Annotated in this window: 17 protein-coding genes; 3 read left to right on the top strand and 14 right to left on the bottom strand. The window is 40.6% G+C overall.

The window, feature by feature from the left end; all coding sequences use genetic code 11:
* Nucleotides 1–2 precede the first annotated feature (2 nt).
* The 3 genes from ACLR96_RS07905 to ACLR96_RS07895 form a co-directional block, all read right to left on the bottom strand.
* Nucleotides 3–671, bottom strand: a complete 669-nt coding sequence (locus ACLR96_RS07905) for a hypothetical protein (RefSeq protein WP_177269615.1) — start codon at nucleotides 669–671, stop codon at nucleotides 3–5.
* A gap of 11 nt (nucleotides 672–682) precedes the next feature.
* Entirely contained in the window at nucleotides 683–1,102 is a 420-nt protein-coding gene (locus ACLR96_RS07900) for a hypothetical protein (RefSeq protein ID WP_177269617.1), read from the bottom strand.
* Between the two features lie 254 nt (nucleotides 1,103–1,356).
* Nucleotides 1,357–2,601, bottom strand: coding sequence for a MerR family transcriptional regulator (locus tag ACLR96_RS07895; RefSeq protein WP_187524880.1), 1,245 nt, complete (start codon nucleotides 2,599–2,601; stop codon nucleotides 1,357–1,359).
* Nucleotides 2,602–3,016: 415 nt separating this feature from the next.
* Between ACLR96_RS07895 and ACLR96_RS07890 the strand changes: the two genes are divergently transcribed.
* The gene (locus ACLR96_RS07890) at nucleotides 3,017–3,739 is read left to right on the top strand and encodes a helix-turn-helix domain-containing protein (RefSeq protein ID WP_412265561.1); all 723 of its coding nucleotides are present in this window, start codon (nucleotides 3,017–3,019) and stop codon (nucleotides 3,737–3,739) included.
* Between the two features lie 365 nt (nucleotides 3,740–4,104).
* Here the strand turns inward: ACLR96_RS07890 and ACLR96_RS07885 are convergent, their stop codons facing one another.
* The 9 genes from ACLR96_RS07885 to ACLR96_RS07845 form a co-directional block, all read right to left on the bottom strand.
* On the bottom strand, nucleotides 4,105–5,676 hold the full coding sequence (locus ACLR96_RS07885; RefSeq protein ID WP_177268360.1) for a M28 family peptidase: 1,572 nt from the start codon (nucleotides 5,674–5,676) through the stop codon (nucleotides 4,105–4,107).
* A gap of 123 nt (nucleotides 5,677–5,799) precedes the next feature.
* Nucleotides 5,800–6,768, bottom strand: a complete 969-nt coding sequence (locus tag ACLR96_RS07880) for a LuxR C-terminal-related transcriptional regulator (protein WP_177268358.1) — start codon at nucleotides 6,766–6,768, stop codon at nucleotides 5,800–5,802.
* Nucleotides 6,769–6,849: 81 nt separating this feature from the next.
* A complete protein-coding gene (locus ACLR96_RS07875) occupies nucleotides 6,850–6,993 on the bottom strand; it encodes a hypothetical protein (protein ID WP_177268356.1) in 144 nt (47 codons plus the stop codon).
* A 492-nt stretch (nucleotides 6,994–7,485) separates the two neighbouring features.
* Nucleotides 7,486–7,608, bottom strand: coding sequence for a hypothetical protein (locus ACLR96_RS07870; RefSeq protein ID WP_412265560.1), 123 nt, complete (start codon nucleotides 7,606–7,608; stop codon nucleotides 7,486–7,488).
* 82 nt (nucleotides 7,609–7,690) lie between these two features.
* Nucleotides 7,691–8,356, bottom strand: coding sequence for a nitroreductase family protein (locus tag ACLR96_RS07865; protein ID WP_177268354.1), 666 nt, complete (start codon nucleotides 8,354–8,356; stop codon nucleotides 7,691–7,693).
* Nucleotides 8,357–8,453: 97 nt separating this feature from the next.
* Nucleotides 8,454–9,686, bottom strand: a complete 1,233-nt coding sequence (locus ACLR96_RS07860; RefSeq protein WP_177268352.1) for a benzoate/H(+) symporter BenE family transporter — start codon at nucleotides 9,684–9,686, stop codon at nucleotides 8,454–8,456.
* Nucleotides 9,670–11,316 (bottom strand): amidohydrolase family protein, encoded by a 1,647-nt coding sequence (locus ACLR96_RS07855; protein ID WP_177268350.1) that lies wholly within the window; start codon nucleotides 11,314–11,316, stop codon nucleotides 9,670–9,672. The genes ACLR96_RS07860 and ACLR96_RS07855 overlap by 17 nt, the downstream gene beginning before the upstream one ends.
* Before the next feature lie 70 nt (nucleotides 11,317–11,386).
* Nucleotides 11,387–13,033: an APC family permease gene (locus ACLR96_RS07850; protein ID WP_177268348.1), complete on the bottom strand. Its 1,647-nt coding sequence runs from the start codon at nucleotides 13,031–13,033 to the stop codon at nucleotides 11,387–11,389.
* Between the two features lie 26 nt (nucleotides 13,034–13,059).
* Complete coding sequence (locus ACLR96_RS07845; RefSeq protein WP_177268346.1) at nucleotides 13,060–14,469, bottom strand: glycoside-pentoside-hexuronide (GPH):cation symporter; 1,410 nt, start codon at nucleotides 14,467–14,469, stop codon at nucleotides 13,060–13,062.
* Nucleotides 14,470–14,677: 208 nt separating this feature from the next.
* Here ACLR96_RS07845 and ACLR96_RS07840 point away from each other — a divergent pair, with 208 nt between their 5' ends.
* Nucleotides 14,678–16,492 carry a helix-turn-helix domain-containing protein gene (locus ACLR96_RS07840; RefSeq protein WP_177268344.1) on the top strand — a complete coding sequence of 605 codons (1,815 nt, stop codon included), beginning with the start codon at nucleotides 14,678–14,680 and terminating at the stop codon, nucleotides 16,490–16,492.
* 46 nt (nucleotides 16,493–16,538) lie between these two features.
* A complete protein-coding gene (locus ACLR96_RS07835; protein ID WP_177268342.1) occupies nucleotides 16,539–17,669 on the top strand; it encodes a 3-phosphoglycerate dehydrogenase in 1,131 nt (376 codons plus the stop codon).
* Nucleotides 17,670–17,740: 71 nt separating this feature from the next.
* Here ACLR96_RS07835 and feoB read toward each other — a convergent pair whose 3' ends face one another.
* Together feoB and ACLR96_RS07825 are read right to left on the bottom strand one after the other, a co-directional pair.
* The gene (gene feoB / locus ACLR96_RS07830) at nucleotides 17,741–20,089 is read right to left on the bottom strand and encodes a ferrous iron transport protein B (protein ID WP_177269338.1); all 2,349 of its coding nucleotides are present in this window, start codon (nucleotides 20,087–20,089) and stop codon (nucleotides 17,741–17,743) included.
* Between the two features lie 34 nt (nucleotides 20,090–20,123).
* On the bottom strand, nucleotides 20,124–20,938 hold an 815-nt coding region (locus ACLR96_RS07825; protein WP_412265558.1), incomplete at its 5' end, for a YihY/virulence factor BrkB family protein.

Genomic DNA, 20,938 nt, shown 5'->3' with positions numbered 1-20,938 from the left:
ATTTAAAAGTCAGACAACCGAGTAGGTCTTCCCATTATGTCTCTTATTGCCTTAGCGTCAGGAATTCCAGCTTCCACAGTTCCTTTTTGATGCCAGTAGAGTTTGTTTTCATCTCTCCACTTATCCCAAAACAGCGGTCTTCCGGCTTCGTCCCATTCTCTCATGAGATCTTCTCTGGACTGGATAGCCCATTCAGGAGAATATTTTTCTCTGAAGAATTTAGGGATACAGTTATGTCCTCCTCTTCCCAAATACTCATATATCTCATCTACCATTGATTCCTCATAAGGGATAGGATGCAGTCTGTAAACAATCTTTGCCTCACATGAAGGGCACCCCCATGCTCCGCAGGATACGAACCCGTCTTCTCCATCACAGGCTATCCCCATTTCCTGTGCTGTAACTCCCTGACTCATACCTGACACATACGGCCAATATTCATATTCTGAATATGTACATACATGTTCATTAGTCTCCGGCATAATACCCTTATAGAGCCATGACATTCCCTCGATCTGATGAGCCGAGCACGCTCCTTCCACTCTTTCCACTGTTACCAGAACATCATTTCCCAGCGACTTTTCACTTGGTCTTGCCTTCTTTATAACTTCTTCCGGCGGATACTGCAGTTTGATATCTTCAAATGTTTTTTCATAATATTTGACAGCCATTTCATACCTCCTTAATCTTCCCACTCATCATCTCTGGTAATACTGAATATAACGCCTCCGCAAGGTGTATACGGCGGCCCTGCATGAGTACAGTAAGTTTTACTTTCGCCTGTTATCGCCTGAAGGTGATCCAACTGTTCTCTCTTCATATGTACCCATCCCTGTCTGAAATGCAGATTGTCCAAAAGACCGTAACATACACACGGACAGTCTTCCATACGTATCTCATCATTAGTTCCCGCTGTAGTTATTACAAGAGCTACGTCACCTTCCTTATAAAGAGGACATACGCCTCTGATCTCAGATACGGTAAATGTTGTCTTAACGGTCTTGCCCTCTGCTTTTTTCTGTAAAGCATATTCCATCATTTCTTCCTTGGTATAAGTCTCATGGAACTTTTGGGGTTCTTTGATGTAATCAGCCGGTTTCATAATTAATACCTCCTTGTTAATTAATTTGTCGAAAACATTTTTAAATTTTCTGTATATTAAGAATAATCTAAAAAGCTCACTTATCTGCAACCCCCAAAATAAAAAAATTTTCACAAAAAAGTAAAGTCGACTTTGCTTTTTTATGAAAATATTAAAAACTTTAAAAAACAGGTAACTATGGTGTGAACCGTGAAAACAATTTATTTCAGATAAGAAAGAGGCTGCAGCCATTTTATTGCCGCAGCCTCTCTTTTTCAGAAAACATATTCACCCGATTTAGCTATATAATTATAACAGATTATCTCATCACCTTTCTCATGAAACGGAAACTCATCTCCTCCTCCCGGATCGCGCATAAGCTCCGGTCCTTTGCTCTCTACCATTTCGTATCCCATATTCCCTATTATCCGTTTATATTCCAACATGCTGCTTATCCTGCCTATATCCGAATGAGGATATTCGGACTTGATATTTTTTATAGTTCTCGAGGATTTTTTGTAAAAAAACATAGTCCCGAAAATAAGAGATCTGACCTTCATATACTTGTAAAGCTTCTCTATAGGGTATGCTTTATGAAAAAACAGAAAATTGCTTGACGAAAAATCATCTATGAATATATCTATACTGTCTTCTTTTATAGGCAGCTTCATACTGTCATCCAGTATGTAAAGAATATTAGGCTCCTGATCAAGCTCATCTATCCTGTTTTTCATGTGCATCAGCATACTTCTCGAACTGTACACGACTATATATCTGTTTTCTTTTGAAAGGAATCTGGCATTTTCAAAGAGAAATCCACATGCGAATCTATCTGTAGTTATAAACACCTTATCCTTTATCTGCTTGAAAGCTGTTCTCCCTGTAAGCCAATGATACGCTTTTATCTGCAAATTGATGAACTCTGTGCTCAGATCTTTTATAAGAGTATCCAAAGAACTTTCAGGTATATTAAGTTCGGGGCTTTCACTCAATACAAGAATTCCGTCCTCGATTACAGCCGAATAACCGCATGAACACTGCAAAGTGCCCGAGATTATCTGATTCTTTTCTATGTTGGCATTATTAAAAGAAAGAGATCTTCCACAGTCAGGACAGGCCAAGAGGTCAAGAAACGACAGCGATACTCCTGTACGCTTATTGCTGTTTCTTATATTGCTTACCTCCATAATAGACTGATCTATCATACTGACTTTCTGTTCAAGCTCAGATATGTGACTTCTGATCTGCCCTTTCTTTTCCTCCAGCATATCCATAAATGTATTGTTTGTCTCATGGTCCTTAAACTTAGTCATACGTTTTATGGACAAAAGCGTGTTGACTTCTTTCAGACAAAAACCAAAGCCTTTCATTTTTTTGATAAAAAGCATATCATCCCTGCACTTTTCATCAAAATCATACTGACTGCCGTTTCTGTCAGGGATTAATAACCCTAAGTCTATATAATATCTTACGTTTGCCGGAGTCGTATTAAACTCTTTGGCAAATGATCCAATCTTCATGAAGCTACCTCACCGATATACTGAATCCAATTTTAAAATAAATGTAAACTTTCGTGTTATATTATATATTTTTTATTAAGAATTTTCAAATTTTTTATAAAGCGCTCTAAAAAGCAAAATACTGAATATAGACGGATAGCCTATCAACAAAAAATGTTAGACACATTGGAAAATCAAAGAAAGTTTTACTCACGTTTAGAAATAATTGAATCCCAAAGAAAGAATGATTATAATAAAAAACGAAATCAAAAAATCTGAAATTATTACGATTTAAAAAGCGCTGGATTATAATAGAATAAGAAAAAAATCAGTATGTAAATATCACTTGCGAAGTACAGTATTCAATGCAATTTAAACTTGCTAGCCATCTGAAAGGATTAAAGACATAATAGAAACCGAAAGGAGGATACGAGGCATGAGCCTAGGACAAACAATTTCTGATATACGAAAAGCAAAGAAAATGACTCAAGAAGAATTTGCCCAGATTTTTCATGTTACAAGACAAACGGTATCAAATTGGGAGAAAGAAAAGAATTATCCGGATTTAGAAACACTTATAGCTATGAGTGATCAATTCAATATCTCCCTAGATGTTATGCTAAAGGAGGACAAGAAGATGACTAAGAAATTGAATATGCAGATAACCTTTAGTAAAAGGTTTAAAAAAAATACACTTTTAATTCTGTTTTGTATTATGACAATATTGATTTTGAGTGCAATAGGCTGGGGAATCATTTGGAATAATACAAAGGAATCTTTAGAAGAAAAATTTGAAAATGGCGTAGAAATGAATGAATTTCGCTTTGATAAGCAATTGGGGCACTATAAAAAGGTAATTGATGAGGATACTTATTACACATTGCCCAATCAGTCAATGCCGGGTTATTTTGATTTTGTTCTTCATTTTCACAATGCAGTTTTAGATTATTATACAGAAGAGAACGAAGAAAATATCCAAATAAGGTGGAGCGGAAAGAACAAAGATGAAGAATTAGAACATACCGTTTTTTGCTTAGATAAATATGGTAACTATAAGTATACTCTTTCAGAAATACAAGAAAAAGAATTACGTGAAACAAATCCGAATATCAGCACCGTTCTTAAAGACGGTAAGAAGATATATGAGAGTATATATTGATAGCAAAATAAAGGAAAAAGGCGAAGCTGAGACACCATAGGACAAGCCTTTTACGAAACAGAACAACCACAACCACCATGATTTAATAGAGGACTTAAAAAGGAAAAAGCCTTTTAAGTCCTCTTGTCTACATTTGGAGCCATTTTTCGTTCTGAATCAAACTTACGAAACAGAACTGCCTTATTAGCTTCACAGAGAAAGCTGATATCGGTAGTGAAATATAGAAACGGCATTATCTGTGTCTAAAAATTTTTATCATCAATGTTTTAATAAATCAGTTTAGAATCTTTCGATTTCTCCATCGTGTTCCTTCCTTTGTTTACATATGACTTGCATATCGATACAAGAGACTCTCCTTACTGTTTTTATTCATATTCGAAATCCGCTTCATCAAGACTCATGAAACGCCAGATGATATTCGCAAGTGACTCTGCTACTGGTTTAAGAGCTCTCTGGGGAAGCTTCTCAAGTGTGTCACAGTCGTCATACATATATGGCTGTGCGCTTATAAGACTTACTACAGGGATACCATAACCATCACACCAAAACAGATCCGCATCTGTAACGATAGCGTCATCTTTACCGATAAGCTGAACTTCTGTGGTTCCAGTATTTTCTTCATCCTGGAGATTTGCAGTTTCATCTTCCACTATCTCTACCATGGCCGGCGCGTTAGCTACATAAGCCACTCTCTGTGAAACATTGCCTGTCATCACAAGTTCATTGTTTTCTATAGTGGCTTCCTCGGATATATGTTCTACACATATATCTGCCAATACATCTGTATCCTTTAAGCCGGGTATGACGCAAGCCTCTTCGTCTACCCACTCACCGCCGAGATATTCTTTTGCTACATTATCATGAGCGTCATAATCACTTGAATGTGTATCGTTAAGTACAAACAGTATTCCGCGGGCCCTGTCCTCCTGTGGTATCTGCGAATAGAATTTCGCCATTGAAAGCACCATGGAGCAGCCTGAAGCATCCTGTGTCGCTCCTTCCGGCGTAGTAGCGTCATAATGGGAGTTCATCATTATCATCTTCCCGTCGCCATCTTCGCTTCCAGGCAGTATACCGACTACTGCACCTGCCTTGTCAGTCCTTTCTGCATCGACAGTCATTTCAAAATGAGCATCAGCAGCTTCGCCCGAATCTTTGGCATCTTTAATCAGAGATTTGATAGTATCTCCATCTTTTTTAGTAACATAATATCCCGGTATTTCAAAACTACCGTTTACATATGACATATCTTCTGGATTATATTTATTGCTGTCAAAATATTCGCTGAGTATGCCGACAAAGCCTACCGCTCCCATCGACTGAGCATAATAATATTCTAAAGGTTCACTGTAAAGCGATGCTATATTGGAAACGACCATTTTTCCCTTTACATCATCAGGGTTTAATTTTTTAAAAGCATTTACATTCTTTACATACAACAGCTCCGCATCCTCTACATTACCCTCGTCAGATGTACTGAAAGTTCCATATACACCTTTGTCCTTTGATACCTTCCCGTCTACATCCTTTTTAAGTTCTCCGTCCTCCGTGTATTTGCCATCAAATAGGCTCATATACATCCTATAGGAATCGATTTCCTGTCCCTGCACCGAAAGCGACCAGTCATCGCATGTCCAAAGGTCTGTTTCCGTCGGAATCACGTGAACATCCTCCAGTCCGTATTCATTGAATCTATCCATGATATAGTTCTGTGCTGCTATGCCGCCCGGAGCGCCTGACTGTCTTGTTCCATCGAGATTAGCCAATCCTTCAACATAACTGAAAATCTCTTCTGTCTCAGGCATGTATTCCGCATATTTTTCCGTTGCCTTTTCCGCATTTTCGCTCTCGTTGGTTCCGGATGCTCCGCAACCGAATAGCATGGTCGTGATCAAAACCGATGACAAACCTATGCCCAATATTTTTTTCAAATTCATGTTTTCTCCTTCCTTTGCATTCTGCAAAAATAAATAGACCTATGTTTTTACATAAGTCTAAAAAAAAGCATCCTGCTTGTATATAGCACAATGGTCTAATATTCGCATTTTCCCCTTTGTATTTTATGATTTTAATATATTTATCAATTCAAACCGTCCTTTGATATCCATTTTTTTATATATACTTCCGAGATGATGCTTTACCGTACTTTCACTTATAAAAAGTCTATTCCCTATATCGGGATTGCTGATGCCGAGGCTGACAAGCTGTGCAACTTCTATCTCCCTCATTGTCAATTTGTACTTATTTGATATCTCTTCCCAGTCTGTTTCCTCTGTCTGCTCCAATGCTATCGTTTTAGAAATATCAAAGCCTAATACATGACCCGTATTTCTGCTTGCCATAAGTATGATAAAGAGGCCTACCAGAATATATATTATAAATATAAAATCAAAATCCTGATATTTTAAATAATTCTCTCTGTCAACGGTTCCTGAACATATATCCCAATATATGATATATAACATATAAATCGACAGTACCAAACTGAAACTCATCATTATCCCGCGATGCTTTTCTTCCCGCATCGCGGTCAATGCATACTTGAAAAATACAAGACCTATGATAAAATATGTAATATCAAAGATCATATTACATATCAGGATCATATTGTCCAGAATAAATGAATACTGTACCACAGCTATACGGCCGCTTATAAACGCAAAGGTATCTACGATAACAGCATATATAACAGTATATACTATAATACCTTTAGGTTTTATAGTATACGGGTTTCCTGATAAAAATATGAGCATTTCAACCCATGAAACGATGATAGCGAAAAACGCCAGATCGGAAGCTGTGACAAGCCAAAACCTTCCCTCGTCTGATAAAAAGGTCAAATACATCGATGCAGCAAACATTTCAAAAACGGCATATAACAGCATAGCTCCCGTAAGGGACGATACTGCCTTGTATATCGGCTCTCCTTTATTAACAACTCTGCGAATATACAATGTTGCCATTGAAGTACACACTATTATGATCAAAATATATGAAAAATTCGTTACGATTACTGAAGCTCCTGCCATAATTTTATTCTCCTATTGAACTACACGACCTGGCTGATATAGCCAAACATTTTTTTCATAGATTAGTTATATTAACATTCATCATGTCACCATATTGTTTTCTATGAGCATATCAAGCTGGTCTGCATCAACATCTATCTTTTCACTCTTCCTGCCATAGTTTTTCGGATTTATTAGTGCGATATGTTCTGTGAGCTTTTCGATAACTGCTGCCTGTTTTGCCATCTGCTTTTACATATCAAGAAGCAGGTTAGTCAGTATATCTTTATCCAGATCATTCAGTTGTTTTCTGGTAAGCTTATCTGTTTTCACACCCAAATTGTACCATAAAAGCAGGAACAGAAAAAGCTTTTTTCAAATAAAACCAGCCTGTTTTTCGTTGAAATTTCAATATTTAAAGCATGCTCCCCGGCGTCTTTATTTTCCTTATCCCAGGATCGATAGCGAAGCCTTGCATCAGACTTTTAAACTGTTCATTTTAAAATTACCTGCTTCAAAACGTTTGTAAAGATCAGTATGTCCACAAGCTATATATTTCATCAAATCTGTATTCACTTAACATTTGCAATGCCCTAAAGCACCATATACGGACATGCCTGTCAGATGCATCGGGAGCAATGTTCACAATCGTATCGTTGAACCTGATGTTTATGCCACATGATCTGTTATGTACGGGCTTCAGATCCACCTTGGCAAAGAATGGCTCAGATGATGCCCCTAAAGTTTTTCTTCAAGTATCAGTGATGTGTTATCTATCTTGTCTTCTTTCAGCTCTTTTTCCATTGCCAGATGCACTTGTCTGCATCGATATTGAAAGGTATTTACCGGGATACTTACCATTTACATTTAAAAGCACCTTCATGGGTGATTTTTTAGTGGTAAAATATAGTGTAAAAAATTACTTTACGGATTAAAGATAAAATCACTTCCATTTGAAATTTTCTCTGCCTGCCCCGAGTTCAAAATGGTACTTAGCTATTCCAAGATCCACTTTACTGTAAAAACCTATTCCTGCCTTTGCCGTCACAGTATTTTCCTCCAACGAAAATCTGAATTTCTGTTGATTCATAGCTGTAGGAGCCAGCAACGCTGCATCAACTCCCTTTACAAACCACTGAGGTGTAATCTTTCCGGTTTTCATTACACGTGCTCTCGGTTTTGACTTATGAGGAACTCCCTGAGTCAAGCCATATCCTACAGCGATTACAAGACACAGCTTTTCTCCGGCCTCTATTGTGAAATGAGCTTTTCTTTTGCTATATGTCATTGCGACCCAACATGTATTCATTCCCAGAGTTTGAACATACAGCGCGATTTTCTCTCCCCAATAGCCGCACTTCTCATCCAGATCCGGACCATTATCACCTATCAATGCTATATAGTTATTGACTCCTGAAAACTTTCCGTAATGAGCCATCAAGCTGTTAAATGCCTCCGGCTCATTGAGAATCACCTGCATATGAAGTCCGCTTTGTTTATTGCATTTTTCAACAAAGGACAGCAGATCCTCTTTTACCTTACCTTCTATTGGTTTATCTGTATATGCTCTTACCGAATGCCTTTCTCTCATTGCCTGTAATAATTCCATATTTTTCCCTCCTGTAACGGATTGATTATAACATGATTTCAAATAAAAAGATCATTGACACCATAATCACTTGCCAATGATCTTCAAATTTTTTCTGTTACCGTTGAATTTCTTTGCCCCACTGCTCACGTTCCATGCACAGCGATACGATCAGTCCGAAAACAACAGCCCACACAGGCGCCCCTATGCCAAAGAGCGTCACCTTAGACAATCCTATGAGAAAGGCAGCTAATGCACCCATATGAAATTTGCCTGCTCCGAAAGCTCCCTGAAGAGAGCTGACAAGAAGCCCTGTCATGGCAAGACCGCATATAAGGTCTATCACTGTCTCGGGAAGCTGCATGATAACAGGTATCAATATTCCCGAGAGAACGCAGACTATCATAACTGCACAGCAGTAAATCACTGCGCCTACAAAGCGTGTCTTTTTTTCTCCTGCATCCTTTCCTGCCAGTATAGCTATGACAGGACCTGCCAGAGATATTGTATGCCCGATGCCGAATGCAGCTAAAACCGAGCCTATCCCGCTGAGAGTAGTCACTGTATTAAGAGGCATATCATATCCGTTAGACTTGAGGACTCCATACCCTTTAAATACATCTGCCAATGCCATTATAACAAGAGGCAGCGATACTGTCAGTGCCACGTTTCCCGAAAAATCGGGCATCACTATATAGGGATATGACAGCCCCACAGCTCCATCATCAAAACCCCCGCTGAAGCTGCTGCCATGTATGAATACAGCGCAGACTATCCCTGCCGTCAAAGCAATGATATGAGGAGGTACTTTCTTGGTTATAAGCGGAAAAACCACGAATGTCCCGGCTATTATGCAGCCTGATAAAGGGTCTTTTATTATTGAAGAGACTATATCCAGACCATAGCTCATAAACACTCCCGCCACCATTCCCAGCACTACGGGAAGAGGAAGATGCTCCCCCATCCACCCCATAAGTCCTGTTGCTCCTATGGCGAATAAGGCAACTCCCGCTATTATGAAACCTCCCACCATTTCTGCTATGGAGAATTCCTCAAACATAGGCGCCAGAACAACTATAGCGGTAAGTGACGCAGCAAAGTAAAAAGGAGTTCTGTAATACAGACTGGCAATAATAGAAATTATTCCTCCCACTGCCATGCTGCACATTACGAAAGAGGCTGCCTGCCGGGAAGTCAGTCCTGCACTGTTTGCCACAGAGGCCAGCATAGGTATGGCTCCCGACAAGACAAACACCAGAGAAGTCAGCGCTGCGAAAATAGAACGGCTGCTGCACTTCCAGTCTGCCTTAAGATCTCTGAATCCCTTACCCGGCTCAATCAGCGGACCCATCGTAAATCACTTTCCCTTCCGAAACCGTCATCACTATAGGTATCTTGTAGATTTCATCAGCGGCAACCTGAAATATATCTTTGCCCAGCACTACAAAATCTGCATATTTCCCCGGTGTTATAGAGCCAGTAATATCCTCGGCAAAATCTGCATAAGCCGCATTTATGGTAAAGCTGCGTATCATCTCTTCAACTGTTACTGCTTCATCTTTGTTAAGAACACTGTCGGGATCTGACCAATCATCCCTGAAATCACATCTTGTAACGCCCATCTGTATAGCCGTAAGCGGCGCAGGAGGGAATGTCACAGGAAAATCACTTCCTGAGGCCAACAATACTCCCGCTTCATCCTTAAGACTTCTCATAGGGTACTCGTGTTCCGCACGCTCCATGCCAAGATATGGCGCTTCAAGACCGTAGAAATAACCTTTTTCCTTAGCAAACCAATATGGATTTGCAGAGGCTATTACTTTCTGCTTTTTCAGCCTGCCGTAGTCAGCCTTATCCACTATCTGCATATGAGCACCTACAGGTCTGATATTAGGCCTTCCGTTTTCCCTCTCGGAATATTCAAGAGCATCCAGCATCTGAGCCACTGCAGCATCTCCGATGACGTGACTGTGAGTCTGAAATCCGTTTGCCTCCGCCCATTTAAAATGCTCCCTAAGCTGTTTATCTGTCCAGATAGGTTCACCTATATAATCAGGCCTGTGAGCATACGGCTCTTTAAGATATGCCGTAGCGCCCTCTATCACACCGTCCAGCAGCATTTTGACGCTCTTAACCTGAAAATGGCCATCTTTATTACATCTTTCTCGTTCTTTAATATATTCGTCACGTATCCCATCTATTGACTCAGGTCTGGTCATAAGTGAACCTCGGATCTTTATTCTCAGTTCTCCTTTACTATCCATCTCTTTATAGCACTTTAGATCATTGGAATTAAGTTCCACCATAGGATCATGTACCATGGTTATGCCGAGACTTCCCATCAGATCTTCCAGAAATACCACAGCTTCCTTGATTTTTTCAACTGAATATATAGGCTTTATAGCATGAAAAGGCACCTGAGCGTTTTCCCTGAATGTCCCCGCCAGCTCACCTGTATCAGGATCCAGTTCCACCACACCTCCGTCTATGAGCGTATCTTTCGTTACTCCGGCTGTCTTTATAGCTTTTGAATTTGCCCATATGGAATGATGATCTCCTGAATCGAGGACTATAGGTATGTCAGTCGTTATCTCATCAAGCCATTCTTTTCTCGGCCCCAGATCGTCAAAATACGTATTTATCCATCCTACGCCTTCTATAAAATCCGTATCAGGATGCTTGCTGTAAAAGTCTTTTATAGTCTCAATGCAGTCTTCCTTTGATTGAGCTTCCGCAAGATTCACCTTAAACAGCAGCTCCTCAGCTCCCTGTAGAGCGTGTATATGAGAATCTATGAATCCCGGAAGCACCATATTACCGCCAAGATCTATGTACTCTGCATCCGGTCCCGCCTTTTCACGTACCTCCGTTTCCGTTCCCACAGCTGATATCTTATCACCTTCGACGCAGAAAGCTTCCGCCCACGGACACTGTTTATCCACTGTATAGATTTTTCCGTTACCGTAAATTTTTTTAGTCATTTTATTCCCCTCATATAAATTATTTAGATTTTTCAAAGGCAACCCATAAGCCTTTTTTTATCCTTGATTATCAATCCTCTTTATGCGCCGGATCCCATTTCTTTCCTGCTGCAAACAGTGAGACTCCCAGAATCAGCATTACTACTCCGCCCCATCTTGCGATCTGAATCATCTGCCAGAAATCGCTCATTATGCCGGAACCATACATATCAAGATAATATGCAGGTCCCCAATCTCCTTCATACCAAGCTAAGAAGAAGGAACCCAGAAATGCTATAGCTCCAAACATCAGGAAGAATATGCCGAATCTGCCTATATCCCCTTTAGCAAGCTTTGTCTTCGGATTAATCGGGCTTCCGTCAGGATCGTTCTTATTAAGTCCTCCGTATATCCATTTGAATATAGGATAGCAAACCACCGCAGCTATTATTGCGATGAATCCTAACAGGAAATACTCTGTGCCATTTACCAGAAAACTGATTATTCCTATTACCAGCGGACCTCCGCATATGTACACAGGAGCCAGCTTATTCTTAACATAGTACAAATCTCCTCGTTTCTCAACAGGGTAATCTTTTCTTATCTTAACATAAGCGAAACTCAATCCTACATATGTTACGAATAAAATGGGTGACAGTATTGTGACCAATATCTCAAAGTTAAAGTTTACCAGTATCAGATTTACGGCCGCCAATATCAGTATCGGCCATACAGGCACCTTTCTCTTAGGAGAAACCTTGGAAAGGAATTTAGGACAGAGGTTATCCTGTCCCAAAACCATAAATGATCTGGATGCCGTGGCTATTGATGCATTAAAAATAGCAAACTGCGCGATTACCGCCACTATCATGAATGCGGCTCCGGCCCAAGGTCCTATATGCTGATAAAGCACTGATGAATAATCTATGGTTATTCCCCACTCAGTCCAAGGTCCGGTGGACACTATTCCGCCCAATGTAGGAAGTATATAGCTTAATGCTATTATAACGATACCCAGCTTCATCCCCTTTGATATTACTTTAGGATTTTCTATCTCTCCTCCAAGGAATGATATGGTAACGTAGCCACAGTACATCCATACTCCCACAGCTATACCTGTTCCCCAGCTTGACATTACGCCTTCTCCCTGGGGTATAACAGGATCCATAGGATTGTACTGCCAGTTTGCCATACCTACAAAAGCCACTGCAGCAAAAGCAATAAGTATGATAACACTGAATATAGTGCTCAGTATGCTCACCTCCTGCAGACCTCTGAGATTGACAATCGTAAACAGTATTATTATGGCTGCTTTTATGATAAAGATCATAGCAGGCGACATAGAGACAAACAAACCTATGTAATCCATTGCCAGTACCACGTATGCCGACCCTGTCAGATAAGCTGCCATCGACATCCAAAATCCGAAAGAAAAGCCCCAAAATTCTCCGAAAGCCATCTTTGCCCATACATAGGGCCCTGATTCAACAGGCGCCAGATTAGTGAGCTCCGAACAATATAAGCCTATAGGCATTGCCCACATGAGAGGGATTAATACCAGAAGTATCAGTGTAAGCCCCGGACCTGCCGATGATATCATAGTCTCAATGCCAAAGGCGCCGCCGGCGCAGGCGCAATAGATTAAAAACGTCATTGCGCCTAATGAGAATACCTTTTTCTTAAGACCGGGCGTGACATCGGTAAGTACTTGCCCGCCGGTATAACTGCTTTTAGCCATATCAAGTTATCCTCCTTTCAGCCTTGCTATAAAATTCTTTCAAGCCCTGTATTGTCAGTCTCTTCCCCTGCTCTCTTCTTATCGAGTTGTACTATCAGCCTCTCATAGGCCTTCTTTGAAAGCGGATAAGCCATACAGCAAAGCGCCCCTAATATAAATGTTGCGATAGGTATTCCGAAAACTATATTGGCTATTCCCGTCACTGTTCCTTCACTCTGTACAGGAAGAGCCGGATCATATCCAACCATAGTCATGGTTATAGTAAGAACCTGAGTGCCCAGAGCAGTCGCCAGAGTAAACACAAATGCAAGCATTGAAAGCAGTGAACCTTCTTTTCGCTTTCCGTACTTATACTCATAAACCTCGCTGAGGTCATATATGAGAGGATAGATGAGAAGCCAGTATGAGCTGTTGCCGATACCGAATATTGCTAAAAGAACAAGCAGCATAGGGAAGGATGTCACCCCAACAAAATACAATACGATCATTCCCGCTGCGCTTAAGAGGAAGCATATTGTAAAAGCCTTCTTCTTATTTATCCTCATTGCCAGCGCCGATATCACAAGTGTCGTTATCATCGCCACAAATATGTTGATAAACATTGCCTGAGACATCTGGGCCTCGCTCATGCCTGCATAGAACAGTATGTAGTATATGAGTCCCGACTGGAATACGATGTAACCTATGGCAAACATTGCCACGAACCCTATTATCCATCTGAAAGGTTTTAGTTTAAGGATCTGCCAATAAGTCTTAACAGGGTTTCTTTCCTTTTCTTCCTGCATGAGAATTTCCATAGGAAGTTCTTTTCCTTTAGTTGACTTCCATGTGATGAGAATAGCTATTGCGCAAGCTGCTGCCAGAATAATAGCGAAGTAGCTCCACGCTTCTCCCTCTGTAGCTCCTCTCTTTGCGAAAAATGCTACTGCTGTAAGAGGCAGTGATATTCCTATGATGTTACCTATGCAGTTAAAGATTCCCGCAGGAGTTCTGAGCTTAGTTCTTTCATCGTAATCTGAAGTGAGTTCAGGCCCCAAAGCATTATATGGTGTGAGAAACGATCCGTAGCCTATCCATACTACCAGCAGCATTGCCAGATAAAATACGAATGCGCCGCTCTCTCCGAATCCGAATGGTCTGAAAAGCAAAATCATGCCTATCAAAAGCAAGACAGCGCCCATCACAAGATACGGTCTTCTTCTTCCGTATCTGCTTCTTGTATTGTCACTCATAGGACCAATACATAGTCCGTATACTGCTGATGCAATGGTAGAAATAGAAATGATGATTCCTGCCTTACCTGCGCTCAAACCTATAATCGCAGTAAGAAAATACAGCATGTACATGACTATAAAATTGTAAGATGCAGCGTCCGCTAATGATCCAAATGCATATCCAAAAATAGTTTTATTGGACAGTTTGTTTGTTTTGTTCATCGTTCGAACCTCCTTTGTTTTTTTAAATTCTACACAAAAGGACAAACGTAAAGTAGGTTCTTTCTTGGTAATCATTATGCAGTATATTGGTAATTTTCAGTTAATTCAGTTTTATTTTTATTAAAAAGGCTTATTTTATGTTATACTTATACATATCAAAAGACCGCTGACACTCAAAGCACTAATCTTCTTAAAAGGAGTTGTTAATTTGTCTGCAAGCAATAACATCAACGTCCAGCTCATACAGCCGCTTATGAAAAAGTTCCCCTTTTCAGATGACTGCATATCAGCCTTCTCCTTTATCTCCATTGAGGAATATCCTATACATTCCCATCTTCATATGGAGCTTATTTACGTTGTGGAAGGGACACTGTCTGTAAAGGTTGGGGTTTCCGACTACCTGCTTCACGAAGGCGAATTCACCATAATAAATCCCTTTGAGCTTCATGCCCTGTACGCATCCGATGACACCAACAAAACGTGTATTCTCGAAATAAACACAAAGTTTTACGACCCATGCACAGAAGGTACAATCTTTGTGTCCGCCTATAATCTTTACGAAGACGCTGCCAGCGAGGATTTTTCTAAAATAGTCAACACCATCAAAAAAATATTCACTCTCCATCTGTCGGCTGTCCCAGAAACAAAAGAAGACCCTCTTATATTTCCGTTAAAAGCAGAAAAAGACAGAGTCGAATACGAAAAGATACTGCTTCGATCCCTCTTGAATTATTTTGAGCTTCACTTTACCTCGGAATATTTCCTGCTGAGCGATCATAAAGAAAACACTCTGAGAGACAACGCATTGCAGGCTGACAGACTAAAAACCATCCTGTTTTATTTCTATGAGCATTTCCCTCAGAAAATACAGCTTCAGGATGTAGCAGATCTGACATTTGTCAATAGGTACCATATATCCCACCTGGTGAAATCGGGAATAGGTCTTACATTTTCTGATCTTCTGCAGCATATCAGAATAGAAAAAGCCGAAATATATCTTCTTGGTACCGATATGCCTATAAACCAGATCGTATTTGAACTTGGGTTTTCTTCCTACAGATACTTCAGCCAGCATTTTAAAAGTCTGTTCCACATGACACCTACTGCTTACAGAAAAAAGTATCAGGCAGCTACCATACGTTATAAAGATATCTCATATTTGTCACCTACTTCAATATACGATATAACAGAGGCTCTTGAAGCACTGTCACACTATACAGCGAAAAACAGCTCTGATCTTCAGGAAAAGAGATGCCAGATACTTCGCATTCCGTTCGGCGAACTGATATGTCATACTCAAATAACAGAAAAAAACAATATTCCTAATGCAAAGCACATAAATTTTCCAAACAACAGCCTGCTTTACGATTCACCATATTTTGCTGCCGTCATGCTTGGCTGTATGGAAAACAATATGATAGACTTTAAAAGAAAATTTCCGCAATTTTTTAAACCGGATACAAATATCTCATCAGTTTTCGGCACCTTTCCCGGAAATATGACTTCCGAAGGAATAAAAAAGGCGTCTTTCTATCTGAATGAATTTTTGGAATCATTGGGCACAGAATCTTTACATCATATAAATGGCTGCTTTTCAGCAGCTTCAAAAGAAAAAATAACATTCCTTCTTTATAACATGCCGAAAGATATCCTTGCACTTCTTTCCAAAGAGCAGCTTTTATCTCCGCAAATTTTAAAAACAGTCGAAACAGCTGCACATTCCGCGCCTGAAAGAAAATATATCTTCGATATGAACGGCATGAAAAAAATTTCTGTTCCGTTAAATGTTTTTGTGAAAATACAGCGGCTTCAAATAGATCTCGATGCCTTTTCTCAGTGGCAAAGACTGGGATATCCATCCGAACTTGACAAAAAAATGATTTCACTTTTAAACGAAGCCTCTGCTCCTGATGTACATCTTCAGAAACTTAGCCTATTTCCCTGCGGGAAGCCTTTAGAAGTAACGCTTCCTCCGTTTGGTGTTCAGTGTATTACATTCTGGGACTTTACCCAATCGCTTTAAAGTGATATAATAATTATGATTAGTTAGTTAAATGAGAGGTAAAAAAATGTATAAAATTAGCACTCTAAACAAAATATCACCGGCCGGACTTGCTCGTCTGACTGATGAATACACAATAACAGAAAATGTTCAGGAAGCAAACAGTATCATACTCAGAAGCTATAACATGCACGATATGGATCTTCCGGCTGATCTCATGGCTGTAGGAAGAGCAGGAGCAGGCGTGAACAACATCCCCCTCGATAAATGTGCCCAGCAAGGAATAGTGGTATTCAATGCTCCGGGAGCAAATGCCAACGCTGTAAAAGAATTATGTCTGGCAGGAATGTTTCTGGCTGCAAGAAATATCACCGAAGGATTCGAATGGGCTAAAACACTGATAGGCACTGAAGATGTTGGCAAAGCCGTAGAAAAAGGCAAAGGCCAGTTCGCAGGAACTGAAATCAAAGGAAAGACCTTAGGAGTTATAGGGCTGGGAGCTATCGGTGTGCTGGTAGCCAATGCTGCGGAAAGTCTTGGCATGAACGTTATCGGCCATGACCCATTCCTTTCAGTAAAGGCCGCTCACTCGCTTTCCAATACCATCGATATTGCAGACTCCCTAAAAGATCTGTATCCTCAATGTGACTACATAACCATACACGTTCCTGTAATGGACAGCACCAAGGCAATGATAAACGCAGAAGCTTTTGCACAGATGAAAGACGGAGTCGTCTTCCTCAACTTTGCCAGAGACAAACTGGTTAATGACAGTGATCTTCTGTCAGCCATAGACAGCGGCAAAGTAAAAAAATACATTACTGATTTCCCTAATGATACAGTCATAGGAAAAAAAGGAATTCTGGCGCTTCCTCATCTGGGAGCATCTTCTGCCGAAGCAGAAGATAATTGTGCTGTTATGGCGGTAGATCAGGTGATGGATTACCTTGAGAATGGCAATATCGTAAACTCTGTAAACATGCCTGCATGCACACTCGGACCAAAAAAAGGTACGAGGATATCAATCATCTCAAAAGCTGATGCAGGTGTACTCGAAAAAGTTGCTGCAATCTGCGACGGTGATGTAATAAATAAGGTAAAAGGAGAATATGCCTATACACTCGCTGAAACTACCGGCGATGTGGATGAGTCAGCTATTACAGGAGAAGGAATCATAAGAGTAAGAATCCTCAGATAAAACTAAAACCGGCTCTCCGTTTCTCTTAAAAATTAAGGTAGCAAAGTTAAAATACTTTGCTACCTTTTTATCTAATAACCTATCAACATGCCTATCATTTTAACTATGAAAGCAGCCAGCCATGCTACAGTGCACTGTCCTGCTACTACCCCTATAGCCCATTTTCCTCCCAGTTCTCGTTTTACTGACGCCACCGCAGCAACACAAGGGGTGTATAAAAGACAAAATACAAGAAGCGATAACGCTGTAAGCGGACTTATAGCACCTACCAGAGCCCCTGTAGAGCCAAACAGTACAGAAAGAGTAGACACTACACTTTCCTTTGCCATAAATCCTGTCATCAGGGCTGTAGATATTCTCCAGTCTCCAAATCCGAGCGGAATAAACACCGGAGCTATCACTCCCGATATGGCAGCCAGCATACTCTCCTTTGAGTCAATCACCACGTTCATATGTACATCAAAAGTCTGAAGGAACCATATAGCTATGGTAGCCAGAAATATAACAGTAAACGCCCTCTGCATAAAATCCTTAGCTTTCTCCCATAAAAGAAAAGTAACATTCCTGGCTCCCGGCATCCTGTAATTAGGCAATTCCATAACGAAAGGAACCGGCTCACCCTTAAAGGCCGTGCCTTTAAGCAGAAGCGACACCAAAATCCCTATTACTATCCCTGTTATGTATAATCCTATCATTACCAACGCGCCATGACCCGGAAAAAACGCTGCGGTAAAAAACGCATATATAGGAAGCTTTGCCGAACAGCTCATAAACGGTGTGAGCAATATAGTCATCTTCCTGTCTCTTTCGGAAGGAAGCGTTCTGCTTGCCATAACTGCCGGAACCGTACATCCAAACCCTATAAGCATAGGAACAATACTCCGCCCCGAAAGTCCTATCTTCCTCAAAAGCTTATCCATAACAAAAGCGACCCGGGCCATATATCCGCTGTCTTCAAGCAATGACAGAAAGAAAAACAGCGTCACTATCACCGGGAGGAAACTGAGTACACTGCCTACTCCGTTAAAGATACCATCTATTACAAGAGAATGTATTACACTGTTTACATCAAGCGCAGTCAACGCTTTATCAACCAGTTCTGTTACAGCTCCTATTCCTTTATCCAGCCAGTTGGATAGAAACGAACCTATTACATTAAACGTCAGCCAGAAAATAACAGCCATTATACCTATGAAAGCCGGAAGTGCCGTAAATTTTCCCGTGAACACCTTATCCAGTTTATGACTTCTGGATCGTTCTTTGCTTTTTTCAGGTTTTATTACAGTAGCAGCGCAAACTTTTTCTATAAAACTAAACCTCATATCGGCAATGGCAGCGGCTCGATCCAAGCCGCATTCCTCTTCCATCTGTATAATTATATGTTCAAGCATTTCACGTTCATTCAGGCTCAGCCCCAGCCTCTCTAATATAATATCATCGCCCTCTGCCAGCTTACTTGCAGCAAATCTTACCGGCAAGCCTGCTTTTGCAGCATGATCTTCTATAAGATGCATTATAGCATGAAGACATCTATGTACAGCTCCTCCCTTTTCTTCAGAACTGCAGAAATCCATTCTTCCCGGACGTTCCTGATACCTGGCAACATGGACAGCATGATCCACCAGTTCATTTATCCCCTCCGCTTTAGCTGCAGAAATGGGAACCACCGGTATTCCCAGTATTTGCTCCATTTCATTGACTCTTACAGATCCGCCGTTGTCTTTTACCTCATCCATCATATTGAGAGCAAGGACCATAGGAATGTCAAGCTCCATGAGCTGCATTGTGAGATACATATTCCTCTCTATATTAGTAGCATCCACAATATTTATTATCCCTTTGGGATCATCATCAAGAACAAAATGTCTTGTCACCAACTCCTCACTGCTGTATGGAGACATGGAATATATACCCGGAAGATCAGTCACCATGGTATCATCATGATTCTTTATGACTCCGTCTTTTCTGTCTACAGTCACTCCCGGAAAATTTCCCACATGCTGATTCGCTCCCGTGAGCTGATTAAAAAGTGTTGTTTTACCGCAATTCTGATTTCCGGCAAGAGCAAATGTCAGGGTTTCGCCTTCCGGAACAGGGTCTTCATCTGCTTTAACATGATATTTCCCTCCCTCTCCCAGACCAGGATGAGCTACAGCCCTTTCATAATTTGCATGTTTTCCGGTTCCATCAGTATCTGTCACATGATGAACTGTTATCTTCGCCGCATCATCTTTTCTCAAAGTAAGCTCATAACCATGCAGTCTCAATTCTATAGGATCACCCATAGGCGCATGCTTTACCATTGTCACCTTTACACCCGGAATAAGCCCCATGTCAAGAAAATGCTGCCTGAGAGCCCCTTCTCCTCCTACGGATATTACTGTAGCTGTTTTTCCTATCTTCAATTCTTTCAATGTTATCTGTTCAATCACATCTGGCTCCTTTATACTGCACCTACAGATTCACAGGAGTTCTTTTACTTACCTGCTCTTTTTCCTTCGTATCATCCCATACCTTTATACACAAAACTCCGAGACACAGCACCCACGACAGCAGATAAAACCAAAAAAGTATTGCTACTACCGATGATAATGCCCCATACAGCAAGTCATAATCCGCAAGTGAGTTTGCATATCTGGAATAACACAAAGTTACCAGCAACATACCTACCGAAGCAAAAAGGCTGCCCGGAAGCATTTTGCGAAACTGTACCCTTTCCGTGGGCAGAAGGTAATAATTATAACTGACCATGAGAAAATACAGTACAAAGCCCAGCACCCATCTGAGCCACATCCAGATGTTGTCTGCATATGTCTGAGAATCCAGTCCCAGCACAGACAACGCCAGTTCCAGTATCAGCTTGCCGTAAGCCAATATTATAAGTGAAAAAACTATGGTAAATATCGTTATTATTATCGTCTTGATTGCACGGAATCTCTCTACAAAATAATTTCTTCCGGTACTCCGTCCTCCCGTAAGCGTATAATTCGTTATCCTCATGATGGCAAAGGAGGCTCTCGATCCTGCCCAGAGTGCAATTGCAGCAAAAATAACAGAACTGAATCCGGCGGACTTGAATTCAAACAGCTGCCGCAGCATTCCCGACATTTCTTTACCTGTATAAGCTTCTATAAGTTTCAGCGCACTTTCCACTGAAATATCAAACAATCCCAGAAGCTGTGTCATCAACAGAAATATAGGAACGATAGAAAGCAGCAGAAAAAATGATACTTGTGCTGCGAACCCTTGATAATATGGATCCTGAAGCT

The organism is Lentihominibacter sp., assembly GCF_046951855.1.
Classification (GTDB): Bacteria; Bacillota; Clostridia; order Peptostreptococcales; family Anaerovoracaceae; genus Lentihominibacter; species Lentihominibacter hominis.
Note: the sequence above shows the minus strand (reverse complement) of the source record. Positions and strands in the feature narration are given on the sequence as shown.

Excerpts from the sequence above, each read along its gene's own strand:
- ACLR96_RS07905 (WP_177269615.1), bottom strand. The coding sequence starts at position 671 with ATGGCTGTCAAATATTATGAAAAAACATTTGAAGATATCAAACTGCAG.
- ACLR96_RS07900 (WP_177269617.1), bottom strand. The coding sequence starts at position 1,102 with ATGAAACCGGCTGATTACATCAAAGAACCCCAAAAGTTCCATGAGACT.
- ACLR96_RS07895 (WP_187524880.1), bottom strand. The coding sequence starts at position 2,601 with ATGAAGATTGGATCATTTGCCAAAGAGTTTAATACGACTCCGGCAAAC.
- ACLR96_RS07890 (WP_412265561.1), top strand. The coding sequence starts at position 3,017 with ATGAGCCTAGGACAAACAATTTCTGATATACGAAAAGCAAAGAAAATG.
- ACLR96_RS07885 (WP_177268360.1), bottom strand. The coding sequence starts at position 5,676 with ATGAATTTGAAAAAAATATTGGGCATAGGTTTGTCATCGGTTTTGATC.
- ACLR96_RS07880 (WP_177268358.1), bottom strand. The coding sequence starts at position 6,768 with ATGGCAGGAGCTTCAGTAATCGTAACGAATTTTTCATATATTTTGATC.
- ACLR96_RS07875 (WP_177268356.1), bottom strand. The coding sequence starts at position 6,993 with ATGGCAAAACAGGCAGCAGTTATCGAAAAGCTCACAGAACATATCGCA.
- ACLR96_RS07870 (WP_412265560.1), bottom strand. The coding sequence starts at position 7,608 with ATGGTAAGTATCCCGGTAAATACCTTTCAATATCGATGCAGACAAGTG.
- ACLR96_RS07865 (WP_177268354.1), bottom strand. The coding sequence starts at position 8,356 with ATGGAATTATTACAGGCAATGAGAGAAAGGCATTCGGTAAGAGCATAT.
- ACLR96_RS07860 (WP_177268352.1), bottom strand. The coding sequence starts at position 9,686 with ATGGGTCCGCTGATTGAGCCGGGTAAGGGATTCAGAGATCTTAAGGCA.
- ACLR96_RS07855 (WP_177268350.1), bottom strand. The coding sequence starts at position 11,316 with ATGACTAAAAAAATTTACGGTAACGGAAAAATCTATACAGTGGATAAA.
- ACLR96_RS07850 (WP_177268348.1), bottom strand. The coding sequence starts at position 13,033 with ATGGCTAAAAGCAGTTATACCGGCGGGCAAGTACTTACCGATGTCACG.
- ACLR96_RS07845 (WP_177268346.1), bottom strand. The coding sequence starts at position 14,469 with ATGAACAAAACAAACAAACTGTCCAATAAAACTATTTTTGGATATGCA.
- ACLR96_RS07835 (WP_177268342.1), top strand. The coding sequence starts at position 16,539 with ATGTATAAAATTAGCACTCTAAACAAAATATCACCGGCCGGACTTGCT.